This window comes from Calditerricola satsumensis, from assembly GCF_014646935.1.
In the GTDB taxonomy this organism is placed as follows: Bacteria; Bacillota; Bacilli; order Calditerricolales; family Calditerricolaceae; genus Calditerricola; species Calditerricola satsumensis.
Genome location: NZ_BMOF01000053.1, coordinates 1 through 16,876, shown reverse-complemented (window position 1 = coordinate 16,876; position 16,876 = coordinate 1). Strand labels below are relative to the sequence as shown.

Below are 16,876 nucleotides of genomic sequence, written 5' to 3'. Positions count from 1 at the left end.
GTCGAGGGCTTAACCCACTCACATCCCCCCACATCCGCGGTCCGGTTTTCAGGGGGCAACCACACCCCACAACAAAAAATTCCTCTTGCAAAATCGAAACGGATGTTATAGAATAATTGGTGTCTGGTGACGATAGCGGAGGGGACACACCCGTTCCCATCCCGAACACGGAAGTTAAGCCCTCCAGCGCCGATGGTACTTGGGGCGAAAGCCCCTGGGAGAGTAGGTCGTTGCCAGGCACGTCGCGGGAGACGGCAAGCCCGTCTCCCGCTTTCGCTTTTTGGTCGGGAAAGAGCGGCAAAATCGCGCCCCGCTTTTTCTCCGTATCCCATGCGAATGAACCCCTACGAGGCGCGCGGAACGGGTGTCGACGGGTGCATGGGCGTATGGGGCGTAAACGGCGTGTCGTGGGCCTCAAGATAGCGCACAATCGCCTCTTCCACCCGAATGCCCAGGCGGTTGAGCGCTTCGTTGCCGAACAGCGCGTTGAATTCCAGGAGATAGGGGTGGCCGTCGACCCAGGCGACGTCGAAACCGGCGTGGTCGATGCCCAGTGTGCGGGCGAGCTGCGCACCTCCTTGGCGATGAAGGGAAACGGGAAAGTGTCCAGCACGGCGCGCACGTTCGTTTCGGTGTTGGCCAAAATCTCCGTGTAGGGGACGTGCTCCGGGCACACCGCCCAAAAGGCGCGCGTCATTTCCACCTTGCTGTGTCCGAGGTGCAGCGTGGCCGCGCTTGGAAAGATGCGCTTTTTCCACGCGTACACGAGCACGTTGACCTGCCAGTGCTCAGGAAACAAGATCCAGGAGGCCGCGCGGATCTCCTCGCGGTGGCGGAGGAAATGCTCCGGTTTGATGTACCGAACCCCCGGGATGCACAACGTGCGGAGCGCGTTGAACGTGATCCAGTTGCGAACCATCGTCCGTCCCTCCGCTCATGCTCTCCCTTCGTGGTGCGGATTTGTCTTTGCGCGCGAGTCCAGCCGCTGCTCGCCTTTCCAATCCGCCTCCGAGAGGCCCAGGGCTTTCAGGCGGTTGTAGAGCGTGCCGCGGGAGATGCCCAGCAGGCGTGCCGCGGCGCTCTTGTTGCCGTAGGTGGTGCGCAAGGCGGCCAAGATGCGCGCCGCCTCGTCGCGGGTCGGCTGCGTGCCGGCGGCGCTTGTCTTCTCGTTGCCCGAGAGCGGAGCGGAATCGGGATTGGCTCCCTTTCTGTTCCGTTCCATGACGTGACCCATCACGTCCGGGAAATGATGGACATCCAGCGTGTTCCCGTCCATCAGGATGATGGCCCGCTCCACCGCGTTGCGCAGCTGCCGCACGTTGCCGGGCCACGGGTAGCGCATCAGCGCGGCGAGTGCTTCCGGCGTGAGGACGGGAACCGGCTTGTCGTAGCGCGATGCGCATTCGAACAGGAAGGCTTGCACCAGTTCGGGAATGTCTTCCGGTCGCTCCCGCAGCGGCGGAATCTCCAACGTGACGACGTTGAGCCGGTAGTACAAGTCGGCCCGAAACCGGCCGGCGGCCACCTCCTCATCAAGGCGGCGGTTGGTGGCGGCGATGATGCGCGCTTCGAGGGGCAGGGGCTTGGTCCCGCCGATGCGGTAAAACTGGCGCTCTTGGAGCACGCGCAAGAGCTTGGCCTGCAACTCGAGCGGAAGTTCCCCAATCTCATCGAGGAAGAGCGTCCCGCCGCGGGCCAGCTCCAACTTGCCCGGTTTGCCGCTCCGTTCGGCGCCCGTGAACGCGCCGGCCTGGTAGCCGAACAGCTCGCTTTCAAACAGCGTCACCGGGATGGCCGCGCAGTTGAGGGCCACAAAGGGTCCCTTGGCCCGCCGGCTGGCGCGATGCAGGGCCTGGGCGAAGAGCTCTTTGCCGACCCCGCTTTCCCCGGTGATGAGCACCGTGACGTCGGTGGCCGCCACTTTCCGCGCCATGGCCACCACCCGCTTGACCAGCGGGGAGCGGCCGCGAATGGCGGCAAAGGGATCGTCGTTCCGCGTGTGCGTGATCGCTTCCTGCAGCGAGCGAAGGTGGGACTGGGCCGTGGACAACTCGTCGCGCAGCCGCACCAGGTCGGAGATGTCTTCCTCGAAGGCCACGGCGCCGAGGAGCTCCCCATCGTGCTCCACGGGCGCGGCGTCGATCACCACGTGGCGATCGGGCCGCGGAACGTGGTACAGCCGCCGCACCGGAACGCGCCGCTCCAGCAGTTCGAGCACCTTGATCGCCCCGGCCGGGAAGAAGGACGCGATCGGCTGGCCGATGATCTCCCGCTTGGGAATGCGGTAGATGGCCTCGGCCGCGCGGTTCCACAGGAGGACCCGGCCCGAGGCGTCCACCACGGTGACGGCGTCGGACGTGGTCTCCGCCAGCGCGTCGACGAGGGCGGAAAGGGCCATCGCCCCATTGCGCAAGGCGCGGAACAGCCGATCGGGGGTGAGGATCCCGGCGGGTTTCCCCGCGTCGTCAACGGTGACGTAGGCCGCCTGCCCGGGGGACTCTTCACGCAAGACGGTCTCCAGCGGCAGGGTTTCCGCCACGCAGCGCGCGGGAAGGCTGGCCGCGCGTACCGGCATGTCTGGCGGGAGATACTGTAGGAACCGCGTCCATTCGGCCGGAAACACGGCCACGGGCTCCCCTTGGTCGACCAGAAGGACCGAAACCGGCTCGCGTCCCGCCAACGCCGAACGCAGCCGGTTCACCGTGGTGTCGACCGGGAGCGTAAGGCGCATCGGCTCGGCCAGATCGCCGACGGGCTGCATCAAGAGCCGCAACGCGTTCGACACCGCACCGCCCTCCCGTTGAACAACTTTGTCTTCATTATACAGAAGGGGGAAACGATTGAACAAAACTGTTGAAATGCCGGGCGCGAATCCGCTTTCCCCGCTGGGGTGGAGGCGGCAATCTTGCGCGGTGCGGGCCGCGAGCACAGAGGTAAAATCGGCATACAATTTGCTTAGAATCGCAAGGGGATGTCGATTGTTGGCGAAAGGAGCGTGGAACGATGGAGACCCTGCTGCGCAATCTGTTCTTGTTTCTGTCCAAGAACCGGGCGTTGAACAAGGCGGCGAAGCGGTGGGGCCTGCGCTTCGGCGCGCGCCGGTTTGTCGCCGGCGAAACGATTGCGGAAGCCATCGAAGCGGTCCGCGCGCTCAACCGAGACGGCCTGGTGGCCACCCTCGATCACTTGGGCGAATTTGTCCACGACGCCGAGGAGGCAAAAGAGGCGGCCCAGGTGTGCGTCGAGACGCTGGAGGCCATCCACCGGTCCGGTGTCGAGTCCAACTTGTCCGTTAAGCTGACCCAGCTCGGCCTCGACATTGACCGCAGCTTGTGCATGGAGAACATGCGGCGCATCCTCGACACCGCCAAGCGGTACGGCAATTTCGTGCGCATCGACATGGAGGACTTCTCCCATTGCCAGCCGGCCATCGACATCTACAAGGCGCTGCGCCAGACGTACGACAACGTCGGGATCGTCATCCAGGCCTACCTTTACCGAAGCGAGCAGGACGTGCGCGACCTGGGGGAGAACTACGACGCCAACTTGCGCCTGGTCAAGGGGGCCTACAAGGAGCCGCCGGAAGTGGCCTATCCGGACAAGAAGGACGTCGACGAGAACTTCAAGAAGCTGATCAAGCTGCACCTGCTCGGCGGTCACTACACGGCGGTGGCCACCCACGACGAGGCCATCATCCAATACACAAAGCAGCTGGAGCGGGAGCACAACATCCCGCGCACGCGCTTTGAGTTCCAGCTTCTGTATGGCATTCGCACGAATTTGCAGCGCCAGCTGGCCGCCGAGGGGTACAAGGTGCGCATTTACGTGCCCTTCGGGAAGGATTGGTACGGCTACTTCATGCGCCGCCTCGCCGAGCGTCCGGCCAACGTGGCCTTCGTGCTGAAGGGGATGTTCCGGTAACGCGGAGGGGTGGCGCGAAAGGGAGCGTGAACGGGGTTGTCCAGGAGACGGCAGGAGCCAACCGCGACGCGGAAGCGCGGGGGTCCAACCACGCGCATCCGCCTGAAGCGCGGACAAGTGGTGACGGTGCCGATTCGCCGGTTGGGCATCAACGGCGAGGGAGTGGGCTACGTAGACCGGCAGGTGGTGTTTGTCGACGGGGCCTTGCCCGGCGAGACGGTTCGGGCGCGGGTGACGGAGATCCACCCGTCCTATGCCCGCGCCCAGCTCGTCCGCTTTCTTGCCCCTTCACCGGATCGCGCGACGCCGTCCTGCCCCGTCTACGACCGGTGCGGCGGCTGCCAGGTCCAGCACCTTTCCTACGCGGGCCAACTCGCGGCCAAAAAGGAGATCGTGCGCGAGGCCGTTGCCCGCTACACGGGGCTTGCCGATCCGCCGGTTCGCGACTGCATCGGCATGGACAATCCTTGGGCGTACCGAAACAAGGCGCAGCTCCAGGCCGTTTGGCGAAACGGGCGGCTGGAAGTGGGGCTCTTTGAGCCCGGTTCGCATCGGCTGGTGCCGCTTGCGGATTGTCCGGTGACCCATCCCCGCGTCAACGAAATGATCCGCGTCGCGCGCCAAACACTGGAGGAGCTGGGCATCCCGCCTTACGACGAGCGCACCCGCACCGGCGTGGTGCGCACCCTTGTCGCCCGTGTGGGGCTGGCGACGGGGGAAGGGCAACTCACCTTCGTCACCCGCACCGACCACCTGCCGCGCGCCGACGCGCTTGTGAAGCGGTTGCGCGAACGCTTGCCCTATGTGACGAGCATCATGCAAAACGTCAATCCCCGTGCGACGCCGCTCATCTTCGGCGAGGTGACCCGACGCCTCTGGGGAACGGAACGCATCGAGGAGCGGCTGGGACCGTTGCGGTTCTGGCTTTCGCCGCGCGCCTTTTTTCAGCTCAATCCCGAGCAGACGGTCAAGCTGTATAACGTCGTGCGCGAGGCGGCGGCCCTGACGGGGACGGAGCGCGTGGTGGACGCCTATTGCGGCGTGGGAACGATTGCGCTGTGGCTGGCGCCCTATGCGCGGGAGGTGCGGGGCATGGATGTGATCCCCGAGGCGATCGACGACGCCCGCCGCAATGCGAAGGCCAATGGGCTCACCCATGTCCGGTTTGCCGTGGGACGGGCCGAGGACCTGCTCCCCCAATGGGTGCGGGAGGGCTTTGTGCCGGACGTCGTGGTGGTCGACCCGCCCCGCACGGGTCTGGACGAGGCGCTGCTGTCCACGATCTTGACCCTTCGCCCGCCCCGCCTGGTGTACGTGTCGTGCAACCCGGCTACGCTGGCCAAAAACTGCAAGGTGCTCCTCGATGGCGGGTTTCGCCTCCAATGGATCCAACCCGTTGACATGTTCCCACACACCAGCCATGTGGAGACGGTGACGTTGCTCAAGCCGGTGTCCTCACGCTGACGCGCGTGGGGACTTTTTGACTGGGAGAAACGCAACCTGCACCATTTTCGGGTGTGCGGTAAAATGGTCGTAGGGTGAGGACGTTGGTGGATATCCGGAATCTGCTCCTAAATGTTTTGATTCTTTTGTTCGCGTTCTTTGTTTATCAGATGGTTTGGGCTGAAAAACACGGGAAATTTAACGCTCCCAACCACCTGTTCATCACCGTGCTGGCATTTGGAACCGTGGTTCTGTGCGCCGTTTTTCCGATTTTTCAAGCGGAGGGCTTTCTGTATGATCTCGGCGCGATTCCGGTGCTGATGTGCCTGTTGTATGGGGAAGCCCGATCCGCCTTGCTGGTGGCGATCGGCTACGTTTTTGTTCGCACCGCCGTGAGCGGCGCAGCGTGGGAAGATTCGGCGGTTCCCTTGGCCGTTTCCCTTCTTCTTTCTCTCTGGTTGCGAAACCGATGGGAATCGTATCCGCACCGGAAGCGAATTGGGGCGTTTGTCGCGCTCGATGCCCTGTACTTCCTTCTCAGCGTGGCTTGGCATGTTTTGCAGGCGGGAGTCGTGCCGGTTGAGGCAATCCCCGACGAGGCCGTTCTTCTCGTGGTTCATGCGACGGTGGGAGGATTCCTTGTTCATTTGTGTGAAAACTTGCGGGCCACGCTGAAAATGAAGATGGAAATCGAGCGCATCGAGAAGTTTAACGCGTTGGCGGAGATGGCGGCATCCATCGCCCACGAGATCCGCAATCCGCTCACCGTGGCGCGCGGTTTCTTGCAGCTGTTGAAGCAACAAACGCGCGACGCGCGCAGCCAGACTTACCTGACGTTCATCGTCGACGAGCTGGACCGGGCCGAATCGATCATTGGCGACTACCTGTCCTTTTGCAAACCCAAGCCCTCGCAAGAATCGGTTTTGGACGTTGGCACCCATGTGCAGTATGTGGTCAATGTCATTACCCCCTTTGCCCATTTGCACAACGTGGAAATGCACCTCAGGGTGGAACCCGGGCTCTCTGTCTACGGCGACGGGGAAAAACTGAACCAGGTGTTGATGAACCTGATGAAAAATGCCGTAGAGGCCATGCCGTGGGGCGGGACGCTGAGCGTTTCCGCGTTGCGGGAGGAGCGGTGGATCCGCATTGACATACAAGATACGGGGCTTGGCATGACCGAAGAAGAGCTGAAGCGCATCGGCACCCCGTTTTTCTCCACCAAAAAGGACGGAACCGGTTTGGGGTTGACCGTTTCCTACCGGATTGTCCAGTCGATGAACGGGCGCATTGACGTGCGAAGCGAAAAGGGCAAAGGAACCTGTTTCTCGGTTCGGCTTCCCGCGGCCGATCAGCCGACCGGCCGGTAAATCGCGATTGTGCGCGGCGCACTGCAGTCGTGCAGCCAGAGAAATGCGGTGCAGAAGGGGCTTGTCCTTTTTGGGGTTGTGTCGTAAGATTTAGACGGGAAGAGGAGAATTTTGCCGCGGGAGGACCGTTTTTCAATGTTGATCGACGGCGTTCTATTGGGTCTTGTCGTGGCACTTCTACGTGGGGGAAAGCTGGCGCATCTCGCCGATGTGCGCATCCGCGGGGCGTGGGTGTTTGTTGCCCTGTGTCTGGGGCAGGTTGCGCTGTATCTTTTCCGGGATCAAATGCCCTCGATCTTTCGCATGAGCCCGGTATGGTTTCTCAGCGCCTATCTCGTGATGTTCCTCGTGCTCTACCAAAATCGGCACATCCACGGCGTGAACGTGATGCTGATCGGCGGGTTGCTCAATTTTGTCGTCATGGTGGCCAACGGGGGCTATATGCCGGTGTCCCCCGAAGCGGCCAGCCTGATCAGCCCGACGTACATCGAACCGCTGCCCCAGGGCCCATACGGCAAGCACATCTTGATGTCCGAGGAAACCAACCTGAATTTCTTAGGTGACATCATTCCGCTGCTTCCTCCTTACCCGCGGCACCAGGTTGTGAGCATTGGGGATGTGCTGATCAACATTGGCGCATTTCTGGTGATCCAGGCGCTTCTCGTTAGGAAGCGTCCATCCAGGGAGGAAAAATTGGGGATGGCTATGTAATTTGAAAGAAATCTTGGGGTGAGAGAGAAAGGAAAACGTGCATTTTTGTCGAAGGAGGTGTGAGAAGCATGAGCAAAAAGACGCTCTACCTGCTGTTCAACGTCGTGGCGCTGGCGAGCGCGGTTTTGGTGTTGTCGTCGGCTTTTAAATTTGGGTAATCTTGATTTAGATATTTTATGTACCAGCCATCCCCAATTCTTTTAGGTTGGTGATTATATGAAAAAAAGTATTTACATATACCCTATAGCCTTTATTCTTTTATTGCTCCATTATTATTTTATTATTCATCCGTACTGGACTGATGAGTGGAAGGTATGGGTATCGATCTATGTTTTTAGCGCTGCGGCTGTCATATTAGATTTTTGGGCCATTCCTATTCCGCTTAGAGGTAATAGAAACCGTATTTTATTATCTATGGATTCTTCTGTATATTTAGCATCGGTATTTGTGCTAGGGATTTTCCCGGCATTATGTACTTTGTTAATAGCTACTATTGTAAATCTTTTTCTTCGGAGAGTTGATATCTGGAAGGTATTAACTAATTTCAATATTTATTTTTTTATGTTAGTTAGTAGTCATTATGCTTTTGTATTTTTTGGTGGAGATATCGGTGAACCGCGTTTTAGTCAGCCTATGCCATATATTATCGCCATATTTGTTTATTTAGCTACCAATGCATTTTTGGTGGGTTTATACGTAAAAATTTTGATTGGTGAACCTTTCTCAAGTTCAATACCAAAAATGGTAAGATATTTCTATATTAGGTATGTTGTTTCGATTATGTCTTCTATTACATTGTCTTCATTGCTTTACTATCATGGTATGCTCGGTGTATTTCTCTTTGTAACCTTTATTGTGTTAATCGCTGTTTCATTTAACAATTATTATGTCCTATATCAAGAACAAAAAAACAAAGCCATCACCGATCCCCTAACGGGGTTGTACAATCACGGCTATTTCCACGAGCGGCTGGAGGAAGAGGTGCAGCGGGCGAAGGAAACGGGGAATCCGCTTAGCCTGCTCCTCCTGGATCTCGACGACTTCAAAAAGTACAACGACCTCTTTGGCCATACCAAAGGCGACCAGTATTTGAAACGGTTTGCCGATTTGCTTCGCGCCCATGTGCGGCCGACGGACATGGTTTTTCGGTATGGCGGAGAGGAATTCGCCATCATCCTTCCGCAGACCGATGTCGAAACCGCTTACAACATAGCCCAGGCGATGCGCAAGGCGATCAACGACACGCCGTTTCCCGGTGTCGAGGCCCTTCCCCTCGGATGCATCTCGTTTTCCGGCGGCATCAGCACGGTCACGGCGGAAACCCTCAACCGTTACGACCTGATTAAAAAAGCGGACATTGCCCTCTACTACTCCAAAAAGCAGGGGAAAAACCAGGTCCACATATACCGCGACTGCCTGACCCGCGTGTTCATGACCCCTGACGACGCGGTCAAAACCCTGATCGAGAACCTCATCTCCGTGTTTCGGGTCAAGGACCCGTACACCTACCAGCACAGCCGCCGCGTATACGAGTACGCCCTGCAGTTTGGCGCGTATCTGGGATTGGATGAGCGAGAGCAACGGCTTCTCGCATACGGCGCGCTGATTCACGACATCGGAAAGGTGGAAATCCCGCGCAGCATCCTGACCAAAAAGGGAAAACCGACGGAGGACGAGTGGCGCATCATTCAGATGCACGTCATTTGGGGCAAAGAGATCATCAACGCCTATCCGTCGCTGCAGGAATTCGCGCCGCTGGTGGAGCTGCACCACGAGCGCCTCGACGGGCGCGGCTATCCGTACGGGCTGAAAGGGGAGCAGATTCCCAAGCTGGTCCGCATTTTGACCATCCTCGATTCCTTTGACGCCATGACGACGGAGCGCCCGTACCAACGGACCAAAACCGTTGACGAAGCGTTCGCCGAATTGAAGCGGTGCGCCGGCACCCAGTTTGATCCGTATTACGTGGACCGGTTCATCGCCATGATGCTCGAAACGGCCGTCCCGCGGTATGTCACCTCCTAAAGCGAGCCCGGTTGCGGTATGATGAACAGTGGGTGACCGCACATGAACCGTTGGGTGGAGCCGGGTGGCCGTTTTCGCGCGTGGCCGCTTTACGCCCTTTGCTTTCTTGCCGCCGCAGCCCAGGGCATGCTGCTTCCCGTGTTGGCCCTGTTGCTTGAACGGCAGGGCTTGTCGGCGGCGGCCAACGGCTTGCACGCGACGTTCCTGTATGCAGGCATTCTGGTGGCCGCGCCGCTTTCGGAACGGCTGGTCCGCCGGTGGGGCTACCGTCCGGTGCTAGCGGCCGGCGGCGGTCTGATGGCAGGGACACTCTTTTTTTATCCCTTGTGGGCCTCACCGGCGTTGTGGATGGCTTTGCGCTTTCTTTCGGGGGTGGGCGCAGAAATTCTGCATTACGCCGCCCATCTGTGGCTCACCATCCGGGCTCCGGCGGACAAGCGCGGGCGAATCGTCTCGCTGTACGGCATGGCGTACGGGCTGGGGTTCGGCGTCGGACCCCTGGCCCTGCCCCTGCTGTCCCTTGGGGAGTGGGTGCCCTTTGGCGTGGCCGCGGTGCTGCTCGTTGCCGCGCTGGCCGCCGTTTGGACCAATCCGCCGGAGCGGCCGCCGAGCGTTACCGAACGGCGTGCCGAGCGCAGCCTTTCCCTCTACGCGCGAACGTGGCGGCTGGCCTATCTCGCGCTGCTTCCGCCGGCGCTGTTCGGCTGGATGGAGGCCACCTTGACCAGCCTCTTTCCCGTATACGGGGCGCGGGTAGGCCTGGCGGAGGCGTGGATTTCGTTCAGCTTGTCGGCGTTTACCGTCAGCAGCCTCGTCTTGCAGCTCCCCCTGGCGATGGCCGGGGACCGCTGGGGTCGCGCGCGCCTCCTTCCCCTGCTGATCGCCGCCGGCGCCTTCCTCTTCTTCCTCATGCCCGTTGCCGGCCGCGGCGTGCCGCTGCTGGTGACGATGGCAGTGGCGGGGGCGCTGGTCGGATCGATCTACACGCTGGGCTTGGCCTACGCTGCCGATCTGCTGCCCAAAAGCCTCTTGCCGACGGCCAACGCGTTGGGTTCCATCGGTTTCAGCGTGGCGAGCATCGCCGGACCCAACCTCGGCGGGCTGGCCATGTCGCACCTGCATCCGTCGGCCCTGTTTTGGGTTATCGGGGTGCCGTTTGCCGGGTATGTCGCGCTGGCGTGGTGGTCTCACGGGGGACGGCGGGCGCGCCGGATGTCCGACCCACGCCTATCCTTCGCGTTGAAAGGAGTTCGGGAGCATGATTCGTCGCATTCCTGCCCATGAGCGGTACCGCTATGAAACGGATTGGCTGCAAACGTACTGGCTGTTTTCGTTTGACCATTATTACGATCCGAACAACGTCTCCTTTGGGCCGCTGCGCGTGTTCAACGACGACGTCATCGCCCCGCGCAGCGGGTTTCCGATGCACCCGCACCTGGAGATGGAGATCGTCACCTACGTCTTGCAGGGCGAACTGACGCACGAAGACAGCCTCGGCAACCGCGGCGTGCTGTCTGCCGGCGATGTGCAGCGCATGTCGGCCGGGACGGGCATTGTCCATTCGGAATGGAACCATGGCGACGAACCGGTGCACCTCTTGCAGATCTGGGTGCTTCCAGAAAGACGGGGGATTGCGCCGGGGTACGAGCAGCGGTCCTTTTCGCGCGAGGCGCGTACAAACCGCTTGCTTCCGGTGGTGTCCGGGCAGGGACACGACGGGGCCCTGCGCATCCATCAGGATGCGGTCTTCTATGTGTCCCGTCTGGAGGCGGGTCATCGCGTGACCCACGTTTTGGCCCCTGGCCGGCGCGCGTTTTTCTACGTCATCGAGGGCGGAGCCGACCTCAATGGCGTGGCGATGGCCACGGGAGACCAGGCACGCATCGAGAACGAGGAAACCCTGTCCATCGCCGCGCGCGAAGCTTCGGAACTGATCCTGATCGATTTGCCCTAACGCCTGGTGCAAGGGGAGCTGACCGTGCGCGACCGCTATCCACCGCAGTACCTGGCGTTTCTTGATCGCTTCAACGAGGGCGACTACTACACCTGCCACGACCTCCTCGAGGAGCTGTGGATGGAAGATCGGCACAACAAGTTCTTGCAAGGGCTGTTGCAGCTGGCGGTGGCCCTCTACCACGCCGAGCTGGGCAACCTGCGCGGAGCGCGGCTGATGTTTTCGTCGGCCAAGGGCTATTTGGAGCCGTACCGCCCGCGGTTCTGGAGTCTCGACGTCGACGGCGTGGTGGCGTATATCGACCGGTGCCTCGCAGCGCTGCCGCCACAGGACCGCATTCCGTGGGACGAGGCGCGCCATCTGGCGCTACCGCGGCTGCGTTTGCGGTTGGAGGCGGACGACGGGTAACGATCGGACGAACTCATTGCGACGGGAAAGGGGAGAATGCCATGGATTTTCACGTTCACCGCGGTTCGGTGACCGGCGTTTCCACCGACGTGTTGGTGCTGTTCTGCATGGAAGGCGTGCCCCTGGAGGGCGAAGGGGCGGCTCTGGATGTGGCGCTCGACGGCCAGCTGGCCCGTCTTCTCCAGGAAGGCGATCTACCCGCCCGCTCGGGTGCGGTGACGCCGGTCTACACGCTGGGCAAGCTGCCGGCCAAGCGGCTGCTCGTCGTCGGGCTGGGCAAACCGGAAGGGCTCGATTTTGTCCGCCTGCGGGAAGCGGCGGGCCGGGCGGCGAAGGAGGCGCGCAAGCTGGGCGCGCGGAAGGTGGCCATCGTTGCCCCGCACGAGCGCGCCGCGATGCTGCCGCCGGAGCGGGCGGCCCACGCCGTGGCGGAAGGCTTTTGCCTCGGCGCCTACCGGTACCGAGGCTTCCGCAAGAACAGCGAGCCCGATGTGTCGTGGGAGGCGGTGTCCGTCGTCGTGAACGTCGATGCCGAAGCGTGGGAGGCTGGGCTGCGCAAAGGGGCCGCCTACGCCTCGGGCACGGTCTTGGCCCGCGAGTTGACCAACCTGCCGGGCAACGTCCTCACCCCCGATGCTCTGGCGCAAAAGGCGACGGAACTGGCCGAGCGCCATGGACTGACCTATGAGGTGCTCGACGCCGAAGCCATTGCGAAGCTGGGCATGGGCGGGATTGTGGCCGTGGGGAAAGGCAGCGCCCAGCCGCCGACCTTCACCGTCATTCGCTACCAGGGCCGGCCGGAGTGGGCGGATGTGACGGCCTACATCGGCAAAGGGGTTACCTTTGACACCGGCGGCATCTGCCTCAAGCCGCGGGAGAACATGCACGAAATGATCGGAGACATGGGCGGCGCGGCGGCCGTCCTTGGCGCGCTGGACGCCGTGGCCGCGCTCAAGCTGCCGGTCAATCTCCTCGCGCTCATCCCGGCGGCGGAAAACAGCCCCTCCGGCACGGCGTTCAAGCCGGGTGACGTCATCACCATGCTGGACGGACGCACGGTGGAGATCCGCAACACCGACGCCGAGGGGCGGCTCCTCCTGGCCGATGCCGTGACGTACGCGCGGCGGCAGGGCGCCAAGCGCATCGTCGACGTGGCCACGCTGACCGGCGGCGTGATCGTCGCCCTGGGCGACGAGGTGACCGGCCTGATCGCCAACGACGATGCCTGGGCCGACGAGGTCCTGGCCGCGGGGCAGGACGCCGGCGAGCTGTTGTGGCGGCTCCCCAACTTCCCGCACTATTACGAGAAGCTGAAGAGCCCGGTGGCCGATCTCAACAACGCGCCGGGGCGGAAAGCCCATCCGATCATGGGCGGCCTGTTTGTCGGCGCATTCGCCGAGGACACGCCGTGGGCCCACCTCGACATTGCTGGCACGTCATGGGCCGATCAGGCGGGTCCCCTGCACGAGAAAGGGGCCACCGGCGCCGGCGTGCGCACGCTCGTGGCGCTGGCCGAGCGGCTGGCGCGGTCGGGCGGCGAGGCGGAGTAAGCGGGCGCGGCAGATGAGAACAGGTGCGTGGTCGAAAGCAAAACGGGGTTCCCGATGGGGAACCCCGTTTACCGATTCCAATTGGCTTAGCAATGCGCGGTTTGCTCAACCGCTGGCGCTGGCGCCTCGTTGACGATCAGCCGGAAGACGTCGGGCCGGTTGTAGTGCCCGACCGGATCAAAATCGTAACGGGCCTCCGTGATGCGGTTGAGGTCCAGATCGGCCACCAGGATGCCTTCCCGATCGAAGAGGGGACCGGCCAGATAGTTCCCGAGCGGATCAACAATGGCGCTGCCCCCGCGACAGAGGATGTCGGGGCCGGGGCCGATGTCCTCCCAATCCTTCGGCATCATGTCGCGGGTGACAAATTGGTTGCAGGACAGGACGAAACAACGCCCCTCGCAGGCGATGTGGCGGATGGTGGCCTGCCAGGAATCGCGGGCGTCTGCCGTCGGGGCCAGGTAAAGGTCGACGCCCTTGTGGTACATCGCCATGCGGGCGAGGGGCATGTAGTTCTCCCAGCAGATCAGCCCCCCGACCGTCCCGAATTCGGTCTGGATTGCCGTCAACGTGCTGCCGTCGCCCTCGCCCCACACCAGGCGCTCGGCACCGGTGGGCTTCAGCTTGCGGTGCTTGCCCAGCAGCCGGCCATCGGGTCCAAAGTAGAGCAGTGTGCAATACAGCGTACCGCCCCTATAGGCGCGATCCCGCTCAACTACGCCGATGGCGACGTAGGCAGAAGCTTCCCGGGCGGCTGCACCGATGGCCTCGGTCACGGGCCCCGGCACGTCAACGGCTTGGTCCCAGTAGCGCGCATAGGCACGCCGCCCCTTGTCGCTGCGGTGCCCGACGACAGTTCCAAAGGTCATTCCCCGCGGATATGCGGGGATCATGGCTTCCGGGAGCAGGATCAGGCGGGCGCCCTGCGCGGCGGCTTCCGCGATCAAGCGGCAGACCTTTGCCGTGGTGGCCTCGCGGTCCAGGATGACGGGTGCAGCCTGGATTACGGCTACCCGTACGGCATTCACCTTCGCAAGGCTCTCGCGCCTCGGGTGTACGCGACCCGAGAGGTCCGGTGTCAGGCCTTCCACGGCCACTGCCCCCCTTCCTTTCAAGACAGGCGGAGTTCTTCGCCTTTCGTTCCTCCGTGTGTCGCCTTACCGATTGCGGAATATTGCTTTAATTATCGCGTTTCTTTGTAGGAGATGTCAATGCGTGCCGTCGTGTGCCTTCATAGTTGGCTACCCGAATTCCTTTATTCTGCAGCCATCCGTGAATGCCACGCCGCCCCATCAGAAATCTTTTCCGTGCAGTTTTCTGGGGCGGCGTGGCTCCGAACGGGGAGGGGATTCCCCTTAACCGTGCTCTTTTTTCCCGTGTGGTGCAGTTGACGCTTTTGTCTCCCTCGGTGATTGCCACTTGAATACCTTGTTTAGGGTGGTGAAGATGGCCTTCGACTCCTTGGCGAGGAGCGGTCCGACGACGGCGAGGATGAGGACATAGAGGGCAGCAAAGGGTTGGAGGATGGACAAGAGACCGGCCGACTTCCCGAGGTTTGCCATGATGATGGAGAATTCACCGCGGGCGACGATCGTGAGCCCGATGTTGGCAGCGGCCTTCGGTGAAAGACCGGCACTACGACCGGCCAGCATCCCCGCAGTGAAGTTGCCGACCAACGTGAGCAGCACGGCGCCGAGCGCGGGCCAGACTGCCCCGCCTAGCGTCCTCGGGTCAATGGATAAACCAAAGCTAAAGAAGAACATTGCTCCAAATACTTCTCTTAGCGGCAATATAAGGTGCTCGATGCGCTTGCGATGTTCGGTTTCCCCGAGCACCAAACCCACGAGCAGAGCCCCAATGGCCTCAGCGACGTGGAGGGTTTCACCGAATCCGCTGATCAAAAAGAGGGCCGCAAATACAACCAGCAAAAAGACTTCCGTTGAACCGATGTTCAGGACCCGATTCAGCCAGGGGACGGCCACCCGTCCGAGAGCCAGGATGGCCAGCATGAAGCCCAGTGCGATGCCTCCCGAAAGGATAACACCGCCCACCGAGGTGGCGCCGCTAAAGAGGAGACCCGACAGGATCGTGAGATAGACGGCCAGGAAGACGTCGTCGAACATGATAATACCGAGAATCATCTCGGTTTCCGGGTTTGCCGTGCGTTTGAGGTCGACCAGCACCTTGGCCACAATGGCGCTGGATGAAACCGTTACAATACCGGCCACCACCAAGATCTCCTTGAGCGGCCATCCCATCATCCAGCCGAACAATAATCCGAGAACGAAGTTCAGCCCGACATGGATGGTACCGCCAATGGCGATGGACCGCCCCGCCCTGATTAGTCGGCTCACGGAGAATTCCAAGCCCACGTAGAAGAGCAGGAAGAGGACCCCCAGCCGCCCCATGAACTCGATCAGGGGGGCGCTTTGGATGAAGCGCAAATCCACCATGCCGAGCTGGGGAGCATGGGGCCCGACGGTCATTCCAATCAGAATCAGGAACGGGATAATCGAGAAGCGAAGGCGGATGGAGATTAACCCCGCAACCGCCATGAGGGTAAGGGCGAGGCCAACCTCGAAAACGATGTGTTCCATGTCTTATTTATTCGCTCCCGTTGGATACGAGTTGCTTGAACGCTTTGATTTGTTGGCGCTCGCCCATCACAACCAAAATGGTTTCGGCCTTCAGCACGTAGTCCGGCCCGGGGTTCACCGTTTGCTTCTGATCCTTATCGATGACCGCGATGACCGTGGCCCCCGTCCGTTTCCGGATCTGGAGTTCGCCGATCGTTCGGCCTACGCACTTGGAGTTGGGTTCCACCTTGTACCACTCAATGACCAGGTCGTTGAGGGCCACCTCGACGGATTCCAAGGCCTTGGGTCTATAGGTCAGGCCGCCGATGATGCCGGCCACTTGTCGCGCCTCGTCGTCATCCAGGGTGACCATGGAAATGCTGCTGTCCGGATCGTCGGGGTCGAAGTGGTAAAGTTCGCGCCTGCCGTCATCATGAATGATGATGACCAGCTTATCCCCGCTGCGGGTGTCGATCTGGAATTTCCGTCCAATCCCCGGGAGATCCGACTCGCGAATGTTGGTCATGGTGGCGTCCTCCTTACCGTTCGCTTGTTCTTGCCATGTGCATGGTTTCTGTTCAGTTATAACTTATGTTAGCTGAAAGGAGGGGGAAAGTACACCGTTAGATGCAAAAGTTGAGTCCGTATTCTTGTGTAAAAAGGACTCTCTGAAAAAAGTCAGAGAGCCATTTCCAATCCCCTTCGGTTAGAATGGAGCTTGGACCCACAAAAACCAAAAAAGGGAGAGGGGATCGAAATGGCTCACGATCAGATTACCGTAGATGCACAGCTTTTGCATCAACTTTTTCTCCGCGACACGAAAGACGATGCGCTCGCCAAGCTCCTGGAGTCCGTTCTGAATCAAATTTTGCAAGCTCAGGCCACGGAGCAGCTGCGTGCAGAGCCCTATGAACGGAC

At 61.0% G+C, this 16,876-nt stretch carries 16 protein-coding genes and 1 rRNA gene; 11 read left to right on the top strand and 6 right to left on the bottom strand.

Translation table 11 applies throughout. From position 1 onward, the window contains the following. Nucleotides 1–122 precede the first annotated feature (122 nt). Nucleotides 123–239 (top strand): 5S ribosomal RNA (gene rrf, locus IEX61_RS10500). 105 nt (nt 240–344) lie between these two features. Here rrf and IEX61_RS12730 read toward each other — a convergent pair. Next, entirely contained in the window at nt 345–674 is a 330-nt protein-coding gene (locus IEX61_RS12730; protein WP_308423732.1) for an ATP-grasp domain-containing protein, read from the bottom strand. Nucleotides 675–934: 260 nt separating this feature from the next. After that, nucleotides 935–2,785 (bottom strand): sigma-54 interaction domain-containing protein, encoded by a 1,851-nt coding sequence (locus IEX61_RS10490; RefSeq protein ID WP_229725839.1) that lies wholly within the window; start codon nt 2,783–2,785, stop codon nt 935–937. Between the two features lie 218 nt (nt 2,786–3,003). On the opposite strand from IEX61_RS10490, the gene IEX61_RS10485 reads away from it, so the two are divergent. Together IEX61_RS10485 and rlmD are read left to right on the top strand one after the other, a co-directional pair. Further along, nucleotides 3,004–3,921, top strand: coding sequence for a proline dehydrogenase family protein (locus IEX61_RS10485; RefSeq protein WP_188817955.1), 918 nt, complete (start codon nt 3,004–3,006; stop codon nt 3,919–3,921). A 36-nt stretch (nt 3,922–3,957) separates the two neighbouring features. Further along, on the top strand, nt 3,958–5,385 hold the full coding sequence (gene rlmD / locus IEX61_RS10480; RefSeq protein ID WP_188817953.1) for a 23S rRNA (uracil(1939)-C(5))-methyltransferase RlmD: 1,428 nt from the start codon (nt 3,958–3,960) through the stop codon (nt 5,383–5,385). Between the two features lie 107 nt (nt 5,386–5,492). Here the strand turns inward: rlmD and IEX61_RS10475 are convergent, their stop codons facing one another. Further along, entirely contained in the window at nt 5,493–5,984 is a 492-nt protein-coding gene (locus tag IEX61_RS10475) for a hypothetical protein (RefSeq protein ID WP_172673461.1), read from the bottom strand. A 27-nt stretch (nt 5,985–6,011) separates the two neighbouring features. Here IEX61_RS10475 and IEX61_RS10470 point away from each other — a divergent pair, with 27 nt between their 5' ends. From IEX61_RS10470 to IEX61_RS10440, 7 genes are all read left to right on the top strand, one after another. Next, nucleotides 6,012–6,734, top strand: a complete 723-nt coding sequence (locus tag IEX61_RS10470) for an ATP-binding protein (RefSeq protein ID WP_172673460.1) — start codon at nt 6,012–6,014, stop codon at nt 6,732–6,734. 135 nt (nt 6,735–6,869) lie between these two features. Then, complete coding sequence (locus tag IEX61_RS10465; RefSeq protein WP_054669762.1) at nt 6,870–7,445, top strand: DUF5317 domain-containing protein; 576 nt, start codon at nt 6,870–6,872, stop codon at nt 7,443–7,445. 216 nt (nt 7,446–7,661) lie between these two features. Continuing rightward, on the top strand, nt 7,662–9,470 hold the full coding sequence (locus tag IEX61_RS10460) for a bifunctional diguanylate cyclase/phosphohydrolase (RefSeq protein ID WP_308423731.1): 1,809 nt from the start codon (nt 7,662–7,664) through the stop codon (nt 9,468–9,470). A 42-nt stretch (nt 9,471–9,512) separates the two neighbouring features. Continuing rightward, the gene (locus tag IEX61_RS10455; RefSeq protein WP_188817949.1) at nt 9,513–10,754 is read left to right on the top strand and encodes an MFS transporter; all 1,242 of its coding nucleotides are present in this window, start codon (nt 9,513–9,515) and stop codon (nt 10,752–10,754) included. Then, the gene (locus IEX61_RS10450; protein WP_054669750.1) at nt 10,729–11,424 is read left to right on the top strand and encodes a pirin family protein; all 696 of its coding nucleotides are present in this window, start codon (nt 10,729–10,731) and stop codon (nt 11,422–11,424) included. Before IEX61_RS10455 ends, IEX61_RS10450 begins: the two co-directional genes overlap by 26 nt. 6 nt (nt 11,425–11,430) lie before the next feature. Next, complete coding sequence (locus IEX61_RS10445; protein ID WP_229725838.1) at nt 11,431–11,832, top strand: DUF309 domain-containing protein; 402 nt, start codon at nt 11,431–11,433, stop codon at nt 11,830–11,832. A gap of 41 nt (nt 11,833–11,873) precedes the next feature. Continuing rightward, nucleotides 11,874–13,382, top strand: coding sequence for a leucyl aminopeptidase (locus IEX61_RS10440; RefSeq protein ID WP_188817948.1), 1,509 nt, complete (start codon nt 11,874–11,876; stop codon nt 13,380–13,382). Between the two features lie 86 nt (nt 13,383–13,468). Here IEX61_RS10440 and IEX61_RS10435 read toward each other — a convergent pair whose 3' ends face one another. From IEX61_RS10435 to IEX61_RS10425, 3 genes are all read right to left on the bottom strand, one after another. Next, nucleotides 13,469–14,410, bottom strand: a complete 942-nt coding sequence (locus tag IEX61_RS10435; RefSeq protein WP_188817946.1) for a carbon-nitrogen hydrolase family protein — start codon at nt 14,408–14,410, stop codon at nt 13,469–13,471. Nucleotides 14,411–14,737: 327 nt separating this feature from the next. Further along, entirely contained in the window at nt 14,738–15,979 is a 1,242-nt protein-coding gene (locus IEX61_RS10430) for a cation:proton antiporter (protein ID WP_188817944.1), read from the bottom strand. Between the two features lie 7 nt (nt 15,980–15,986). After that, entirely contained in the window at nt 15,987–16,484 is a 498-nt protein-coding gene (locus IEX61_RS10425; RefSeq protein WP_054672591.1) for a cation:proton antiporter regulatory subunit, read from the bottom strand. Between the two features lie 231 nt (nt 16,485–16,715). On the opposite strand from IEX61_RS10425, the gene IEX61_RS10420 reads away from it, so the two are divergent. Continuing rightward, nucleotides 16,716–16,876 (top strand): transposase (locus IEX61_RS10420; protein ID WP_188817943.1); only part of this gene is annotated, 161 nt, incomplete at its 3' end.

Coding starts and splice junctions, on each gene's coding strand:
- IEX61_RS10430 (WP_188817944.1), bottom strand. CDS start 15,979: ATGGAACACATCGTTTTCGAGGTTGGCCTCGCCCTTACCCTCATGGCG.
- IEX61_RS10455 (WP_188817949.1), top strand. CDS start 9,513: ATGAACCGTTGGGTGGAGCCGGGTGGCCGTTTTCGCGCGTGGCCGCTT.
- IEX61_RS10425 (WP_054672591.1), bottom strand. CDS start 16,484: ATGACCAACATTCGCGAGTCGGATCTCCCGGGGATTGGACGGAAATTC.
- IEX61_RS10475 (WP_172673461.1), bottom strand. CDS start 5,984: ATGAACCACGAGAAGAACGGCCTCGTCGGGGATTGCCTCAACCGGCAC.
- IEX61_RS10485 (WP_188817955.1), top strand. CDS start 3,004: ATGGAGACCCTGCTGCGCAATCTGTTCTTGTTTCTGTCCAAGAACCGG.
- IEX61_RS10450 (WP_054669750.1), top strand. CDS start 10,729: ATGATTCGTCGCATTCCTGCCCATGAGCGGTACCGCTATGAAACGGAT.
- IEX61_RS10440 (WP_188817948.1), top strand. CDS start 11,874: ATGGATTTTCACGTTCACCGCGGTTCGGTGACCGGCGTTTCCACCGAC.
- IEX61_RS10460 (WP_308423731.1), top strand. CDS start 7,662: ATGAAAAAAAGTATTTACATATACCCTATAGCCTTTATTCTTTTATTG.
- IEX61_RS10465 (WP_054669762.1), top strand. CDS start 6,870: ATGTTGATCGACGGCGTTCTATTGGGTCTTGTCGTGGCACTTCTACGT.